The organism is Tannerella sp. (assembly GCF_030528505.1).
Classification (GTDB): Bacteria; Bacteroidota; Bacteroidia; order Bacteroidales; family Tannerellaceae; genus Tannerella.
This window is the reverse complement of the sequence record NZ_JAUMYS010000017.1, coordinates 31,563-46,108: the sequence shown is the minus strand read 5'-3', so window position 1 is coordinate 46,108 and position 14,546 is coordinate 31,563. Positions and strand designations below refer to the sequence as shown.

Annotated in this window: 12 protein-coding genes; 2 read left to right on the top strand and 10 right to left on the bottom strand. The window is 50.5% G+C overall.

Annotated features, from left to right (window positions below; all coding sequences use genetic code 11):
- Positions 1 to 88 precede the first annotated feature (88 nt).
- The 8 genes from pgl to Q4A89_RS04105 all read right to left on the bottom strand — a co-directional run bounded on the left by pgl (position 89) and on the right by Q4A89_RS04105 (position 9,229).
- Positions 89 to 793, bottom strand: coding sequence for a 6-phosphogluconolactonase (gene pgl, locus Q4A89_RS04140; RefSeq protein ID WP_303183990.1), 705 nt, complete (start codon positions 791 to 793; stop codon positions 89 to 91).
- Entirely contained in the window at positions 793 to 2,328 is a 1,536-nt protein-coding gene (zwf, locus tag Q4A89_RS04135) for a glucose-6-phosphate dehydrogenase (protein WP_303183989.1), read from the bottom strand. Before zwf ends, pgl begins: the two co-directional genes overlap by 1 nt.
- A 167-nt stretch (positions 2,329 to 2,495) precedes the next feature.
- Complete coding sequence (locus Q4A89_RS04130; RefSeq protein WP_303183988.1) at positions 2,496 to 3,824, bottom strand: TolC family protein; 1,329 nt, start codon at positions 3,822 to 3,824, stop codon at positions 2,496 to 2,498.
- A 49-nt stretch (positions 3,825 to 3,873) separates the two neighbouring features.
- On the bottom strand, positions 3,874 to 4,992 hold the full coding sequence (locus tag Q4A89_RS04125) for an efflux RND transporter periplasmic adaptor subunit (protein WP_303183987.1): 1,119 nt from the start codon (positions 4,990 to 4,992) through the stop codon (positions 3,874 to 3,876).
- 20 nt (positions 4,993 to 5,012) lie between these two features.
- A complete protein-coding gene (locus Q4A89_RS04120) occupies positions 5,013 to 6,269 on the bottom strand; it encodes an ABC transporter permease (RefSeq protein ID WP_303183992.1) in 1,257 nt (418 codons plus the stop codon).
- Positions 6,270 to 6,283: 14 nt separating this feature from the next.
- Positions 6,284 to 7,561, bottom strand: coding sequence for an ABC transporter permease (locus Q4A89_RS04115; protein WP_303183986.1), 1,278 nt, complete (start codon positions 7,559 to 7,561; stop codon positions 6,284 to 6,286).
- Positions 7,555 to 8,226 (bottom strand): ABC transporter ATP-binding protein, encoded by a 672-nt coding sequence (locus Q4A89_RS04110; RefSeq protein ID WP_303183985.1) that lies wholly within the window; start codon positions 8,224 to 8,226, stop codon positions 7,555 to 7,557. Before Q4A89_RS04110 ends, Q4A89_RS04115 begins: the two co-directional genes overlap by 7 nt.
- 337 nt (positions 8,227 to 8,563) lie before the next feature.
- Positions 8,564 to 9,229: an ion transporter gene (locus Q4A89_RS04105; RefSeq protein ID WP_124789073.1), complete on the bottom strand. Its 666-nt coding sequence runs from the start codon at positions 9,227 to 9,229 to the stop codon at positions 8,564 to 8,566.
- A 387-nt stretch (positions 9,230 to 9,616) separates the two neighbouring features.
- Between Q4A89_RS04105 and Q4A89_RS04100 the strand changes: the two genes are divergently transcribed.
- Both Q4A89_RS04100 and Q4A89_RS04095 read left to right on the top strand, forming a co-directional pair.
- A complete protein-coding gene (locus Q4A89_RS04100; RefSeq protein WP_303183984.1) occupies positions 9,617 to 10,045 on the top strand; it encodes a flavodoxin domain-containing protein in 429 nt (142 codons plus the stop codon).
- 23 nt (positions 10,046 to 10,068) lie between these two features.
- Positions 10,069 to 11,529: a catalase gene (locus Q4A89_RS04095; RefSeq protein WP_303183983.1), complete on the top strand. Its 1,461-nt coding sequence runs from the start codon at positions 10,069 to 10,071 to the stop codon at positions 11,527 to 11,529.
- Between the two features lie 265 nt (positions 11,530 to 11,794).
- Here Q4A89_RS04095 and Q4A89_RS04090 read toward each other — a convergent pair whose 3' ends face one another.
- Both Q4A89_RS04090 and Q4A89_RS04085 read right to left on the bottom strand, forming a co-directional pair.
- Positions 11,795 to 12,409 carry a hypothetical protein gene (locus Q4A89_RS04090; protein ID WP_303183982.1) on the bottom strand — a complete coding sequence of 205 codons (615 nt, stop codon included), beginning with the start codon at positions 12,407 to 12,409 and terminating at the stop codon, positions 11,795 to 11,797.
- A 167-nt stretch (positions 12,410 to 12,576) separates the two neighbouring features.
- A complete protein-coding gene (locus Q4A89_RS04085) occupies positions 12,577 to 14,424 on the bottom strand; it encodes a glycoside hydrolase family 13 protein (RefSeq protein ID WP_303183981.1) in 1,848 nt (615 codons plus the stop codon).
- Between the last annotated feature and the right edge of the window lie 122 nt (positions 14,425 to 14,546).

The following is a 14,546-nucleotide window of genomic DNA, read 5'->3' as shown; positions in this document are numbered from 1 at the left end:
CTTACCCCCGAACAGGTACATGCATCAAAAGTGGCGTAAATCATGAAAGAAAAAAAACGATAAGAACAAAAACAACTGTTAGCCTTTTTCAGGACAGGACAGTTTTTTTTCCGGCTGCGGCTTCGTCGAGACAGTAAACGAGGTTTCCGGCCGGCGCGACATGCGTAGCCGGCAACGCGAGGTTCTTCTTGTGTATCACCTCGTCGAGAATCGCCTGCTTGCCCGCTCCGGTGCAGAGGAAAACCACCTCTTTGGCACGATTAATCACGCCACCGGTCAGGGTGATGCGCCGCTGTCCGCTCTGCGGATGAGTAGCCAAAGCCACGACATCCTCCGTATCGAAAAGCGACAAGTTATCGGGGAAGATAGAGGCCGTATGACCGTCTTCGCCGATGCCGAGGATGATCAAGTCGAACTGCGGGAAACCGTCGGCAAAGGGTACTTGGTCACGGATGCTTTGGTCGTACGCGGACAGGGTGCGGTGCTCGTCAGGGTCGTACCAGACAGGGAAAGTCGATGTTTCGGGCACGATGCCCGAAGCGATCAGGATACGATGAAAGACGCCGAAGTTACTCTCGTCGTCGGTTTGCGGCACCATCCGCTCATCGACCCAAAAGAAACGTATCTTCGACCAGTCGGTTTGCGTGTATTTTTCTGCGATGGTACGAAAAAGAAGTTTCGGAGTGGAGCCTCCGGACAACGCGACGTTGGCTCCTTTTTCGGCCATACGTGACAGTAATTCGGCCAGATGCAGACACGTTTCTTCTGCCGTACGATAAATATTCAGTGTCATCAGAGTTCGCAATAAGAGTTATCGGATGTCAGATTTTTGCAGGGGTAGCGCCACTCGTAGCCGTCGGCAGCGAGCAACGCATCGGCCTGTTCGGGACCCCACGAGCCGGCAGGGTAGCCATACACGGGGATGGCCGGATTTTCATGCCAGGCGTCGAGGATAGGCTGCACAAACTGCCACGTAGCTTCTACCGCGTCACCACGCTGATAGAGGGTGGCATCGCCAGTCATGCAGTCGGACAACAGTCGTTCGTAAGCGTCGGGGATGTGGCGTTCGTCGAGCGACGAGTAACGGAAATCCATGCCGACCTGATCAACGTGGAAACCGGCTCCGGGCACCTTCATCCCGAACTTGAGCAGAATGCCTTCGTCGGGCTGGATACGTATCACGAGCTGATTTCCGATGTTCTCGATGCCGTTCTTACGAGCGAAAATCCGGTGCGGATTGGGACGGAAATGCACGACTACCTCCGTGACGCGCGTAGGCAGGCATTTACCGGTGCGGATGTAGAACGGCACTCCGCTCCATCGCCAGTTGTCGATGAAACATTTCATCGCCACGAACGTTTCCGTCTTCGAGGCCGGGTCGACTCCCTGCTCGTCGCGGTAAGCCTTTTGTGCGACGCCCCGAATCGTCGACGAGGTGTACTGGCCGCGCACCACGTATTCGGGCACCTGCTCCGTCGTCATCCGACGCAGGGAGAGGAAGACTTTCAGCATCTCGTTACGGATCGCATTGGCATCGGACGAAACAGGCGGCTCCATCGCGGCGATGGCCAGCAACTGGAGCAAGTGGTTCTGAAGCATATCGCGCAGTGCTCCGGCCGTTTCGTAATACCCCGCACGCGATCCGACTCCCAACGCTTCGGACGAAGTGATTTCGACATATTCGATGTAGTTCCGGTTCCACAGCGGCTCGAAGATACTGTTCGAGAAACGTGTTACCAGCATATTTTGAACCGTCTCCTTACCCAGATAATGATCGATACGGTAAATCTGCTCTTCGTCGAAATAACGAAGCAATTCGCGATTAAGCTGCACCGCGCTCGCGTAATCGTGTCCGAAAGGTTTTTCGATAATCAGTCGTTTCCATCCTCCCGTCTGACAGGCCAGCCCCGCGTGATGCAACGATTCCGCTACGGAGGCATACATAAACGGCGGAATGGCAAAATAATAAAGGTAGTTCGCGTCGCACGCGACCGTTTGCGAGAGCGATTCGAGGCGTGTTTTCAGCCCCTCGTAGTCGGTCGGATTGTTCGTGTCCATCGTATGATAGTGCAGGTTCGCGGCAAAACGTTCCACCGATTCGTCGTTGACGAACGAAGCCGGAGCGAACTGTTTCACTCCGCCGGCCATTTTGTCACGAAATTCGCCGTCGGTCAGCGATGCGCGTCCCACACCGAGTATGCCGAATTGTTCGGGCATCAGTTTCTGATAATACATATCGTAGAGCGCGGGGATCAGCTTGCGCCATGTCAGGTCTCCCGACGCTCCGAAGATGACTAATATAAAGTTTTTCTGTTCTTTTATTTCCATGTTGCTGTTTTCTTATCCTGTTATTTTTGACAAAGGTAGCATAAAATCCATAATTATCTCTCCCGTTGCGGTAGAGAATTACAAAGAGGGTATGCCCCAACCTTGCGTTTTGACATACCCTCATGTATAACGAAGCTGATAAGCGCCGATGCCCCATCGGCAGCCGGTCAGTTGGCTCCTTCGTAAAACTCCATAATCTTTTTACGCAGCAGATATTCGTACTTGGCCTGCGTACGGTTCGACATCGCTTTCGTCATGCTTGTCTTGGATTGATTATACTCATAGACCGTAGCGCGGCCGTTGGCAAACTTCTCATCCATGTAGCCGAACGATTTGCGCGCCGAGACGTAAGCCGCCTCCGAAGCCTTGTATTTCTCTCCGGCAGCCAATGCATTGTAGTAAGCCTGCTGAATGTCTTTATACAAGGCCTTCTTCGTATTCTCAAGCCGCAATTCCTGCATACGCTTGTCGAGCTTGGCACTGCGTACCCCGTTACGCGTAGTCCAACGGCTGAAGATAGGCACACTTACATTGAAACCGAAATACTGATTCCGGTTCTTCTTCAACTGTTCGGAGAACGAAAGATTATCAAAACCATCGGCAAAATAGTAGTTATTGCCATATCCGGCCCCGAACGAAAGGGTCGGATAATACGCGCTCCGGGCAATCCCGATATTCTTTTCGCTGCCTTGCAGGCGCAATGCATCCGCACGTACCGAGGCCCGTGTCGTCAAGGCCGTACGATAGATATCCTCCGGCCTACGTGCCAAGAGGAGTTCCACCTCTCCCGCCGGCTCTTCCACGGCAAATCCTTCGGGGCTGGGCAGTTCGAGCAGTTGGGTCAACCCCAGCAGAGCGATCTGTAAATCAGATTCTGCCTGTACGACCGATAACTCATCATTGGCCACCTGCGCTTCGACTTCGTAAATCTGCGCTTCCGAGGCACGCCCTGCCGCGTGCATGCTCCTGATGCGCTCAAGCTGCTCACGGCTGAGCGCAAGCTGCTCGTTCGAAACACCCAGCAGCTCTTTCTGATAGAGCACCTGCAAATAAGCTGAGGTGATGGAAATCTCCATATTCTCCTTCACCTTCTCCAGTTCAGCTGCCACCGCCTGCAAATTCAACTTAGCCGCCGCCACCTCATTCGTGATCCGAAAACCCGTGAAAACAGGAACGTTCGTAGACAGAGACCAGTTAGTCGAGCGAGCGTTCTGGTTCTTATACGTATTATCATAACCCGAAGGAGAGCGCCCGAAATTCCACCCCTGCGAAGCGCTCGCCGAGAGATCCGGCAGACGCTTGCTCCTGGCCGTGCTCAGTGTCACTTCCTGCTGTTGCACATTAATTTGCTGCATACGCACTTCAAGGTTATGCTCTTTCGCATAGTCGATACATTCCTGCAACGACCATTTCTTTACACTCACAGGTTCCTGTGCCGAGAGTACACCGGCAAACAATAGCAGCGACAGCCTTATCCTTATCGTTCGTTTCATCATTTCGTATCTTCCGTTTTTTCCGTTCTACCTACCTGACACTTCCTTCCGATCATTTCTCTTTATTGACAGCCGCACCACGTATCTTATCCGAAGATGTCAGCCCCTCTTTTACCTCGATCTTGATACCGTCGCTCAGTCCGGTTTTGATCAGATGCCTTTCAAAAACCTGCGTCGGCTCTTCCTGCTTCACCAGTTGCACAAAGGCCGAATCACCATGAAACTCGACGGTGCTTTCCGGAATCGTGAGGACGTTCTCGGCACGCTTCAGCACAATCTCCGCATTCGCGCTGTAGCCGGCACGCACAAAAGCAGTATCGGGCAAGGACACGGCCGCCTTGATCTCAAACTGAATCGCGCCATTCTTCTCCTCTCCCTTCGGCGAAACATATTCCAAGACGGCATTGAACGTCTGACTTTCCAGCGCACCGATCGTCAGTTTGATCGGCATGCCTTCGTTGATTTTCCCAATCTCCGTCTCATCTACATTGCCTCTGAAGATCATATCGTTCATATTGGCGACAGATGCTATCGTCGTACCTTCGTTGAAGTTATTACTTTGGATCACGGAATTGCCGACCTTCACCGGTACATGGAGGATCATTCCCGTAATGGTGCTGCGGATCTGCGTCGTACTGCTCACTTTCGAGTTCTTCGCGATGCCGTCGCGCACGATCTCGAGTGCGTTTTGCGCATTCGTGTATTCTTCTTTCGCCTTCATATAGTTCGCTTTCGAGACATCGTACTCCTCGGCCGTCATAATCCCTTGGTTGAAGAGTTGCTCATCGCGTTTGAACGTGCTCTCGATCTGCTTCAGGCTGATATCCGCCACATTGACACGCGACTCGGCGCTGTTCAACTGCACCATCTCCGGAATCACCTTGACGCGAGCGATAATCTCGCCGGCCGTCACTTTTTGCCCGGCTTCCTTCATCAACTCAGAAATGATGCCCGATATCTGAGGTTTAATCAGGACCTCGTAACGAGGTTCCACATGGCCTGTTGCCACGGTCTTGGTCTCCACAGTCCCCATTTCGGGCGTGACGATCTCATACACCGTTACCGCCGGTTGCGCCTTCTTCCACAAGAAAATAAATGTACTCAACACCAGTAGCCCCACAAACGAAAGCAGGACGATCCTCATAATCTTCTTTACCAATCTGTTTCTCATTTTTTTTATCTTTGCTTTATTTATTCGTCTCTAATCGCATCGATGGCTTTGATCTGCATCGCCCGCCAGGCAGGAATCAATCCAGCCAACATACCGCATACGAGCAGCACGATCGTCGCAGCAACAGCCGTCCCGATATGTACGCCGGGATGCAGGATCGCCGGATTGTCGCCCGGTTGAGCCGAGAGGATGCGATCGACCAGATCGAGCAGGAATACGCCGAAGCTCAACCCCAGCAGCCCGGCAAGAGCCGTCAACACAAGGCTCTCACTCATCACCTGCGAAACGATGTGCCACGGTTTTGCCCCGATGGCGCGACGCACGCCGATCTCGCGCGTACGCTCTTTCACGGTCACCATCATGATATTGCTGATCCCGATGACTCCGGCCAGTAACGTACCCATCCCAACCAGCCAAACTAACGCGTCGATACCTCCAAACAACATGTCGAACATCCGGAACTGCGCGGCCAGATTGATGACGAGTACCGCCTGTTTATCGTCCGGCGCGATACCGTTCTGACGTTTCAAGATTCCGGTAATGTCGTCGATGACTTTCTGAATCGGTTGCTTGGGATAAGCACTTACGCAAAGGAAATGCATGATGTCTCCCTGGTTCAGCGTTTGCTGCATCGTGGTGTACGGGAGAAAAACCGTTTCTTCCGACCGGCCACCAATGTTGATATTTGCAGAGCGCGCCTTCACCACACCGACTACTTGATAATAGATTCCATTGACGCGCACATATTTTCCGCAAGGATTTTCGTTCTTGAACAGCACCTCATTGATTCGTGTACCGATCAGGCAGACCTTGCGCTTCTCGCGGAAGTCGATCTCGTTCAACAAACGACCGAAATGCAACTGTTGCCTCTCGATTTTAAAATAAGAAGGATGAACTCCTTTGACGTTGTACGTGCCGGTAAGCTGGCCGTAGACCACGTTTTTCTCCTGACGGGAGCCCCAAAGCACCGGCGATATGGCTTCGAGGCCGTCCACCTCACGCAGTATCGTTTCCAGATCGCGATTACGCATGTTCCATTGTCGTCCCTTGTTGAAGCCGCGATACGGTTCGCCCGTTCGTTCGGCAATGAAGAATACGGAGTTGGTCGCGAAACCTTTGGTACCTTCGAACATCGCATTCTTCAGACCCGTTCCGGAGCCTAACAAGATGACAAGCATCAGAATTCCCCAGAACACCCCGAAGCACGTCAGCAAACTGCGGGTTTTGTTGCGGGTAATTGTCACCCATATCTCAACCCATCGATCCGTATCAAACATCATCCATCTTTTCATCATTCTACCCTCATCGCTTCGACCGCAGGGATCTTGACGGCCTTTCGCGCCGGAAAATAACCGGCTATCACCCCTGCGATAATCAGTAAAACCGTTGCCGAAACAGCGATACCTAAGTTCACGGTCGGATGGCGGAAAAGCGTAACACCTTCACCCGGAGCTCCATCCGCCGACCCGCTGTTGGCACCTGTCATCGTCATGATATAATCGACTCCCTCCGTCACTCCGATACCCATCACCATCCCGACATAGCCAAAAGCGGCCGTGATGAGAATCGATTCGATGATGATAAGCCGAAGGATCGACGAGGGCTTGGCGCCAATCGCTTTGCGGATGCCAAATTCGCGCGTGCGCTCACGCACCGTCACCAGCATGATGTTACTTACTCCGACAATCCCGGCCATCAAGGTACCGATGCCCACAATCCAGATGAAGAGAAGAATTCCGTTGGTCATCATCGTGAACATCCGGATGTTCTCTCCCATATTCCATATCCCCAAAGCCCCTTTGTCCGTCGGGTCGAACTGATGACGGCGTGCCATCCTTCCGCGAAAGCGCTCTTCAAAGGCTTCATTCTCGGCCTGTGTCGTAACCCCCTTCACCGTAAAGAGCAGTGAACTTAATCCTTCCCCACCCCTGTATAACTGTTGAGCCGTGGTGAACGGGAGATAGGCGGGCATGTTATTGCTCATACCCTTATCGTAATATACCCCGATAACCTGAAACATCATCTGCCCGATGCGGACATATTGCCCCAAAGGATTGGCCTCATGAAAGAGCACTTCGGCCATGCGCGGGCTAAGCACAATCACTTTGCGACGCTCACGCATATCGATCTCATTGATAAAGCGTCCTTTTCCCGAATCAATACGCACGAAATCGATCTTGGCGAAATCAGGAGACACCCCTCTCACCTCGCCTGTCTGGAACTCTTTGCCGTAAGCCAGCGTATCGTCGTGAAAGATAACTCCCGTGTAAAGGTCGACCTCCGGAAAGTCGGTTTTCAGATGAACAAGATCGTCATTCCTCAATCGCAGTCTCCGGTTCTCACGGTTGCCTTTCCACGGCTTGGTGGTATAGCGCGGCCAGACCTCGATACGGTTAGCCGAGAGATCGCGGAAGTTGTACATTACGCCATTATGGAGTCCGTTGCCGGCTCCCAACAGGATGACCAGCATAAAAATCCCCCACGCGACCGAGAAACCGGTCAGGAAGGTGCGGAGTTTGTTCTTCCGCATCGTGCTCCAGATTTCTCGCAAGTTATCGAAATCTAACATGGCCTCTGTTCTATCAGTCCGTCCTTTACATGCACAATCCGATCGGTCGCTTCGGAAACGGAGCGCTCATGCGTCACGATGATCATCGTCATCCCGGTTCGGTTGACTTCGCGCAATAACTCCATGACTTCTACCGTCGTCTTGCTATCGAGCGCCCCCGTCGGTTCGTCGGCAAGAATCACTTGCGGTCGCGCAATCAAGGCGCGGGCAATGGCTACCCGCTGCTTCTGCCCGCCCGACATCTCATTGGGCATGTGTTCCGCCCAATCTTTCAGCCCGACACGGTCTAAATATTCAAGTGCCAAAGCGTTTCTCTTCTTTCGTGAGACACCCTGATAGTACAGCGGCAATGCCACATTCTCCATGGCGTTCTTGAACGAGATCAGATTAAACGACTGAAACACGAAGCCGATCATCCGGTTGCGCAGCTCGGCCGCGCGGCTCTCTCCGAGGTTACGGATCAGCTGGTTATCGAGGTAATATTCACCCGTATCGTATGTATCCAGTATGCCGAGAATATTCAACAACGTACTTTTTCCCGAACCCGATGCTCCCATGATGGAGACCATCTCGCCGCGTTCGATGTCCAAATCAATCCCCTTGAGCACATGCAACGGGGCACCGTTATAATAAGTCTTATGAATCCCTTTCAGTCGAATTATCATCGTTTTTCAGTCTATTTCGATTCTATTTCTTTTCTATTAGACGCAACGCTTTCCTTTTTGTTACAAGAGAGCGTCCGTTTTTTTCTGTTATAAGCCTCGTACATGCGGCACAAGGTACACTCTTCACCATGTTTTTCAGCACCTTTCACCACCTTGTTTCCCATACGGTTATGGGCTGCATTTACTTACAGGAGCACCTCGGCTCTACCACGTTGTTTCCATCGGATCGATTCGGATTGATCGATGAGTATTGATTCGCTATCATCCTTTTAATCTGCCGGAAAAACGGGGGCAATATACAAATGTTTTTCAGAAAAAAGTAAGATGACATCAAATTTTATTCCGCCGATTTGTTTTTCTGATTATCGGAAACAAAGATCGAAGCAATATAAGCCGTAAAAGTACCGAACAATCCGACTCCCGAAACCATTAGAAACAAGGCGATCACTCGTCCTTCGGTGGTGACCGGATATTTATCACCGTACCCTACCGTAGTAATCGTAACAAATGCCCACCAAACAGCGTCTTCGGCCGTCTGTATATTGCTGTTCGGGGCTGTCTCTACCTGAAGGATCGCAACGGACGAAAAAACGATGAGCAGGACGGCTAAAACAGACGCGGAATGAAACGAACCTTGAACCTTATTCTGAAAAACATAGGTCAGAAATTGCTGTGTAGTATGAAACGCTCGGAGGATACGGACAAGCCGTACTAACCGGAAGATGCGTCCCAGCCGCAAGTAGTTGATCATGGGGATGCAGGAAACCAAATCAATCACCCCCCAGCGCATGAACTTCAGTTTATCGTCTGCCTGATGAAACCGGATGCAAAACTCAATGAAAAAGAACGCGCAAATGGCCATGTCGATATAGTTCAGTAACCGGGATGTTTCGGGCGAGAGGTCAAAAGCCGTATCGACGATCAAGGCTCCGAGTACATAGATCGACAGTACGAAAACCATCAGGTTTAAGAAACCGAATTTTTCGGCAGGATTGTTTTCCATCGTTATATCAAAAATTCGAACAGGTTAGAAAAAGCCGCAAGATACAATGTTTTCTCTTTATAAGCAATGACAGGCATAACTTTGTGGAACTTGCCGGCCGGTCACTGCCTCAAAGGCATCCGAGTATATGAAACAGCTCTTCACGTAGACTGTCGGCCCCATACGCTTCCACACAGTTTGAACCAACGGCAAGATAAGGCCTCCAAACGCATCAATCTATATAATCGGCAAGATAAAGCTACGCATGCCATGTTCCATGTTCGAGATCCTCATGTCTTCAAAACCGCCTCCATAAAATTGTAACAAGTACAATTGTGTCTCGGCTATAAAAAATATCTTTTTTTTCTTTTTTATTTGCAGAATTACATTGTAACTTTGCAGAAAAAAATGAACGCAACCGTTTTATACTATAGTCACAAGGGGAAAACAGCCGGCTATGCACGCGAGATAGCCATGTATCTCTGGTCGAAAGGGTTTAACGTGAGCCTTTGCGCGATCTCCGATTTCGACAGAACCAAGTTACAGCAAACCGACTTTCTTTTCTTGGGATGCTGGACCTGCGGATGGTTCGTGATCGGTCAGCACCCGCACCGGAAATGGACCACGTTTGTTCGTTCGGTTCAAGATCAACTGCCGGAAAAGGTGCTGTTTTTTACAACCTATAAGATCCGTACGGGAAGTATGTTCCGACGCATGCAACGGGCGGCCGGCCTCGCGCCTTCGGCAAAGGCGATGCGCCTTAAAAGCCGTACGGGAAAGCTAAGCGAGCAGGATAAAATCATTTTGAACCGCTTCACAGAAACAAGGAAACAATAAGACCCTCATTTAATAACAAAAATATGGAAACGAAGAAATTAACAAGTGCTTCCGGAGCTCCGGTAGCCGACAATCAGAACGTAGCGACGGCCGGCAAACGCGGTCCGATGCTTTTGCAGGATGTTTGGTTTATTGAAAAGTTGGCACATTTCGACCGGGAAGTAATCCCCGAGCGACGCATGCACGCCAAAGGCTCCGGGGCCTTCGGCACATTCACCGTAACGAACGATATTACATCGTACACCAAAGCGGCTTTATTCTCTACCATCGGAAAAAAGACCGATGTCTTTGTTCGATTCTCGACCGTAGCCGGCGAACGCGGCGCGGCAGACGCCGAACGGGACATCCGAGGCTTTGCCATGAAGTTCTATACCGAAGAAGGCAACTGGGACCTCGTAGGAAACAACACGCCCGTGTTCTTCCTTCGCGATCCGCTCAAATTCCCCGACCTGAATCATGCCGTAAAACGCGATCCACGTACCAACATGCGCAGCGCGCAAAACAATTGGGACTTCTGGACCCTCTTGCCCGAAGCGCTGCATCAGGTAACCATCACGATGAGCGACAGAGGTATCCCCTATTCCTATCGGCACATGCACGGATATGGCAGCCATACCTTCTCATTGATCAATGCCGACGGCAAACGTATCTGGGTCAAGTTCCATCTGCATACGCAACAGGGTATTAAGAACCTGACGGATCAGGAAGCCGAAGCCATCGTCGGGAAAGACCGCGAAAGCCATCAGAGAGACCTCTACGAGAGCATCGAAAAAGGCGACTTCCCCAAATGGACGATGAAGATACAGCTGATGACCGAAGAACAGGCAGCCGCCTGCCCCTTCAATCCGTTCGACCTGACCAAGGTCTGGAGCCAGAAGGAATATCCGCTGATCGAAGTCGGCGTACTTGAACTGAATCGCAATCCGGAGAATTATTTTGCCGATGTCGAGCAGGCCGCTTTCAACCCCGCCAATGTGGTACCGGGCATCAGCTTCTCACCCGACAGAATGCTGCAAGGACGCCTCTTCTCCTATGGAGATACGCAGCGCTATCGCTTGGGAGTAAACCATCACCAGATCCCGGTGAATCGTAGTCGCTGTCCTTTCCTGAACATGTATCATCGCGACGGACAGATGAGAGTAGACGGTAATTACGGCTCTACACTCGGATATGAGCCAAACGGCTATGGCCAATGGCAACAGCAACCCGAATATAAAGAACCGCCTCTGGAACTTGACGGAGCAGCTTATCAATGGGATTTTCGCGAAGACGATGCCGACTATTATTCCCAACCCGGAGCCTTGTTCAGACTTATGACCCCTGAACAACAACAAGTATTGTTCGACAATACGGCGCGGGCTATGGGCGATATTCCCGAAACCATCAAACTGCGCCACATCGGCAACTGTATGAAGGCGGACGAAGAATATGGTAAAGGAGTAGCGCGTGCGTTGGGTATCAATATCGAAGGGATGACCTTCTGATTTCAGTCCTTTCGTACAGAGGGATGGGTCAGCACAAAAAGTGTTGACTCATTCCTCATACATTAACAAAAGACATCAGCAGAAAGCCTCCACACAGGAAGCAATATTTCTGTTCATCAACTCTTCGGAGAACGAAGAGAAAAACATCGGAAAAACGCACCCATCCGTACGGTTTTGATAAGCAAAAGAAGTCTATCGACAGATTGCAGATAGAAATCTGAAAAGCAGGGTTAGCGCTTCGTGCTGCTTTGTCGTGTCTAATTGGTTAATGTTTTTTGGACGGCTTATAAGGCACATGCGAATCGTGCAGAATAATCTTAAGCACGCCTTCTTTATCTTTCGTATAAGCAAACGAATATTCTACCTTCACTTCGCCGCCGCCCTCAGCCGGTGTAAAGTAATAATTCCCCATGGCAACAGCCATATTTCCGTCAATCTTAGTACCGATATTTTCCCAACGCACGCTGCTCCACGGCTTAATGGCGAACCCGTGATCTTCGGGATAGCCTTCATTTCCAGCGATAAAGTAAGACAGCGCACCTTCGAAATCGGTACGAAACTGCTTGTCTGCCACCAAAGTCGGTTTAAACAGCACAACACCCTCCTGATAGTTATAGAAACGATTGATATGCTCCGTGGCGGCCGCTTTATAATCTCCTTTTTCCTGATATACTTTACCAATATTCACAATGCCTTCGCCCCATCCTTGCTGGGCATCGAGCACTTCCTGTTCCGTAATTACCGGCGTTACTTCTACCTGCGTAACTACACTGTTGGCTTGCTGTACCTTCTCTTTGCAGGAAGTCATTCCCGACGAGAAAATAAACGCACAAACGACTGCCATCACAGTCCCACTCATTCTCATGTTCATCTTTTTCATTTGCATACTTTTTTTTAAAAAACTTCCCTACTCTCTTTCAAGGATTTTCGGGTAACTCCTCACTTTTCTCAAGCACGAACGCTAACCCCTTGCTTTAGGCATCAAAAATACGATTTTTATCCGAATAAAAACAACCTCTTCGATAAAAGTCAAAGATTCAGAGATTTTTACCGCAAAAACTTCACGATCAGCGAACTTAGCGGTTTAAGATGTAGCGGATGGCCGACCGTAATATCCTCACCTGACAGCACATCTTTTCCTACCGGACGATAATGCCGCAACACTTCATGATAGCGCGGCCAGTCAAGGGTATGTGGCTCGTTCGAAGCATTTACGCAGACAAACACTGCCCCGTCATCATCGTAGCGGAAATAGGCATACATATTTCCCTCGACAGCGAAATGCATCGTTTGTCCATGATGAATAACGCTCTCCGTCTTGCGCCAGTTAAAAAGCCGGCTGTAATGCTCGAATACATCTTGCTGCACCGGAGAACGTTGCGAAACATCGAAAAGGTTTAGCGTATCACCCGGCCATCCTCCCGGGAAATCGACCCGCAGGCCGCCGTGCCCCTGCGTAAGGTCTTTCGATGCAAACATCAGCTCATCGCCACTAAAAATCTGCGGTACTCCGCGTAAAGTGGCCAGTAACGTAGCGACAAGTTTTGCCTTCTCAGGATTCTTACCGATTTCATCGGCCACACGCTCGGTGTCATGATTAGCCGCCATAATCAGCAGGCGACGCGGATCATCAAACAGAAAATCGTGCGAGAGCGAGCGATAAATGAGTTTCATTCCGCTGTCCCAGCCCGTATAATCGTCTGCCAGAGCCTTGCACAACACACTTTGGAGCGGGAAATCCATTACAGAAGGTAGATAAGAGCAAAAACCGTCTTTATTCTTTGTGCCCCCTTCCCAGTAGGCAAGTTGAGCCGACGAACTTGTCCAGCATTCCCCGACGATATTCACAGCCGGATATTCGGCTCGGAGGGCTTTACACCATTCGGCCATCGGCTCTTTCTCGTTGTAGAAATACGTATCGACACGCAGACCGTCCAAATCGGCATATTCCATCCACCAGACAGCCCATTGCTTGAAATATTGAAGCAAGTCGGGATGATTCAGATTCATGTCCGGCATGCTTGTGTCGAACCATCCGCTCTCGTGCACCATCCGGTCACGCGTCGACGCATTCGGATCCATATTCGCGGAAGATAGATGGTTAGACGAAGTATAGCGATCAAACTGATGCACCCAGTCTTGATAGGGCAAGTCACGCATCCACCCATGTGCGGCCCCGCAGTGGTTCGTCACCACGTCCATAATCACCTTCAAGCCCAGCCGGTGACACTCGGCGACAAACGTCCGGTAAAGCGCGTTATCACCCAAACGTGGATCGATACGGTAATAATCGGCACAGGCGTAACCGTGATACGACGACTTCGGTTCGTTGTCGAGCAGCAGCGGAGTAGACCATACAGCCGTAGCACCGACAGAAGCGATGTAGTCAAGCCGCTCGATCATACCCTGCAAATCACCACCGTGACGACCATAATAATCGTTCCGGTCAGGCTTCTCGACCGTGTCATCCGTAGCATCGTTTTTCGGATCACCGTTTGCGAAGCGGTCGGGCATGAGCAGATAAATCATATCGGCCGATGAGAAGCCCATTCGCTCGGCCGATTTCTCTCTGCGGCTCTCCAACTTATATGTATAAGTAAGCTTCTTCTTGCCTCTACGCAGTACCAAAGTGTACTGGCCCGGCCGTGCATCGGGAGCAATATCCATATCGGCAAACAGATAGTTCGGGCTTTCGGCATTGCGCACCTCGCGTACGGACATCCCTTGCTGATCGACCTCGATCGAACAGTCTCGCAAATCCTCCCCATAAAACATCAGGGTAAGTGGCGTATGCATCCCCACCCACCAACTCAGTGGCTCAACCCGCACAATCTTCTGCGCTCCAGCAGTGAATGAAAGAGAGACGGAAACAAATAAAAAGAGTAATGTTTTCATTGTGTATTTTTTGAACAAAAGAAACCCGCAATCCGACTTTTTCAACTTTTTATGAGATAAAATATAAACCAGATAAATAATAATTAGCTGTTAAAAATAAAATTAGACCTACTTCATAAAAA